Source organism: Piscicoccus intestinalis NBRC 104926 (assembly GCF_001515525.1).
Lineage (GTDB): Bacteria > Actinomycetota > Actinomycetes > Actinomycetales > Dermatophilaceae > Kineosphaera > Kineosphaera intestinalis.
Map to the genome: position 1 here is coordinate 1 of NZ_BCNQ01000176.1, position 2,830 is coordinate 2,830.

General features: G+C 74.1%; 2 protein-coding genes. Both read right to left on the bottom strand.

Annotated elements, in window-relative coordinates; genetic code table 11:
• Window positions 1-369: 369 nt before the first annotated feature.
• Window positions 370-1,758 (bottom strand): mycothione reductase, encoded by a 1,389-nt coding sequence (locus PINTE_RS18970; RefSeq protein WP_068433845.1) that lies wholly within the window; start codon window positions 1,756-1,758, stop codon window positions 370-372.
• Window positions 1,759-1,796: 38 nt separating this feature from the next.
• A partial coding sequence (locus tag PINTE_RS18975; protein WP_068433847.1) for an SIS domain-containing protein occupies window positions 1,797-2,830 on the bottom strand: 1,034 nt, incomplete at its 5' end.

Consider the following 2,830-nt stretch of genomic DNA (forward strand, 5'->3'; position numbering starts at 1 on the left):
GGGTGCCGCCTGCACCGTAGGCGCCGCGGGGGTGTGGGCGACTGCCGCGGGCGCGCCGGCGAGTCCCATGACGCCGGCGATCCCGGCGGCTGCGGCCAGGGTAGAGACGGACAGTGGCATGAGCGGCCCTGCTTTCCGATCGCCGGGCACTGCCCGGCCCCCCGCCGTAGCGCGCCGTGACGGTCGCGCTGCGGCCGCCCGGTACCGCTGTCCCCCGACTCCGGGCCCCGCTGCCGGGAACACTAACAGCGCTGGCGCGCACGGCCATTCAGTGCGCGCCCGGGCGTGTCGAACGTCCGAGTCGCCGGGTCGGGCCGGTAGCGCGCGCCTCAGTCGGCGTCAGCTCTCGTCAGTGGTGTCGGGGCGGCGTCAGTCGGTGCCCAGCCCGAGCAGCGCGTTCTCGACGACCTCGGCGAGGGCGGGGTGGATCCAGTACTGCCCGCGGGCCACGTCGGCCCAGCGCTGGCCGAAGCTCATGGCCTGGATGAGGGGCTGGATGAGACTGGAGGCGTCGTGCCCGACGAGATGGGCAGCGAGCAGCGAGCCATCCCGGGGGTCGGCGAGCACCGTGCAGATGCCCTCGCGGTCCTCCATCGCCCAGCCGTAGGCGACGTCCGCGTACCGCTGGGTGTACTCGCGGTACTCGACGCCCGCGGCCTGCAGTTCCTGGCGGGTGGCGCCGACCGTCGCGACCTGCGGCCGGCTGAACACGGCCGCGGGCACGAAGCGGTGGTCGAACGCGCGCAGGTCGCCGGGGTGGGCGAGGTTGTGGGCCACGACCCTGGCTTCGTGGTTGGCGACGTGCTTGAGCTGGTAGGGCGAGCTGACGTCGCCGAGCGCCCACACGCCCTCCGCGGTGGTGCGGCCGTACTCGTCGACGACCACGCGCCCATCCGGGTGCAGCCGCACCCCGGCGTCATCGCAGCCGAGATTGGCCGTGTTCGGGGCGCGGCCCGCGGCCACGAGCAGGGCGTCGGCCTCCACCTCGGAGCCGTCGGAGAGGGTCGCGTGGATCGGTGCGTCCGCTCCCCCGGGCCGCAGTTGCTCGATGACGGTGCCCAGGCGCACGTCCCACTGGCCCCGGGCCACGTGGGTGAAGTGCTCGGCGATCTGTGCATCGAGGTGACGCAACAAACGCGGCCCTCGGACGGCGAGGGTGACCCGCGACCCGAGCGCCCCGAAGACGTGCGCGAACTCCGCCGCGATGTAGCCACCACCTAGCACAAGCAGCCGGGCGGGGAGTTCGTCGATCCGCATGATTGTGTCACTCGTATGCCACATCACGTCGGAGTCGCGGACGACGCCGGGCACCTGGGCGTGGGCGCCCGTCGCGATGACGACCTGGTCGGCCTCCACCTCGGCGGCGCCGCCGTCGTTGAGCTCGATCCGCACGCGGCGTTCGCCGACGAAGCGGGCGTCGCCGAGATAGGCGGTGGTGCCGGGCCCGTTGATCCGGTAGTCGCGTCCGGCGGCCGAGATCGGGTCGATGCGCCCGAAGATGCGGTCGCGGATGTCGCGCCAGCGCACCCCGTCGAGGGTGGCGTCGACCCCGAACCGACGGGAGTCGGCGATGGTGCCGGCGATGTCCGCGGTGTAGCTGAACATCTTCGTGGGGATGCACCCGACGTTCAGGCAGGTGCCGCCGAACACGCCCCGTTCGACGACGCCGACGCGCTTGCCGGCGAAATCGGGCGTGACGAGCGAGTTGCCCGAACCGCTCCCGATGATCAGCAGGTCGAGGTGCTCGAGATCGGGCACGCGCTCTCCTTCGTGGGGGGGTCGGCATCGGCGTCGGGTCACCCCAGGGTGTGGTCCCGCAACGCGGTGATGTGCCGGGAGACGGCCGGATCGATGCCGAGGCCGATCGCCAGGTAGGTCGACATGTAGTCGGTGCTCGCGATGAGCTCGGCGAGCCGCGCGAGGGGGTGGCCCTCCTGCGCGGTGACCGTGCTCACCCGCGCGCCGGCGTCCGCCGCCGTGTCGAGCACCGCCTGGGCCAGGGCGTCGAGGTCGGCCTCCTCCGGGCTCGTCGGCGTGCCCCGCGGGGTGTCGCGCAGCATGAGCAGACCCAGCCGCGGCTGCGCCGGGCCGTCGAGAAAGGGGTCGGCGAAGATGTCGTCGCTGGGGCCGGTGCGGCCGACCCCCTGCCCGCCGCCGGCGGTGAACGGCCCGTCGAAGGTGGCCACGACCTGGGAGGCGGCGTCCGGCAACTCACCGTGGGTCGCCGGGATACGGGCGGTGCGGGCCAGCATCGACGCCGCCCGGGTGGCGGCGACCCCGGCGAGCGGACCGTCTCCGAGCACGACCGGGACCGTCTCGGCGAGCTGCAGCGCGAGCGACTTCGCGGGGTTGACGAACGACTCCGACCCCGGCCGGCACGACTCGGCGAGTTCGTCGAGACGGGCCGCGGTGGCCACGAGCGCGTCGTCACCGACCTCGATCAGGCCCAGCTCGTGGGCGCCGATGAGCACCGGCGTGAGCAGCGACCACAGCGCGGTGCGCGAGTTGATCCGGTCGCGCCCGACGTCGACGTGGATGCCGCGGGCGCGGGCGCACACCGCCGCGAGCGGGGAGTCGGAGGCGCCGACGGTCAGCAGCGACGCGCCGCGCCGGGCCGCCTCCGCGGCGACGGCGAGCGGGCCGCGCGCCCGCCCCGACAGGGAGACCGCGACGACGAGGTCGAGGGGTCCTACCCAGCCGGGCAGCGGCACGTTGCGCCGCACCCCGACCGGAACCGGTGAACTCGGTTCGGCGAGCATGTCGAGCACGTCCGCGACGACCGCCGATCCGCCGAGCGAGGCGACGAGCACCGACCGCGGGCGGTCGTCGC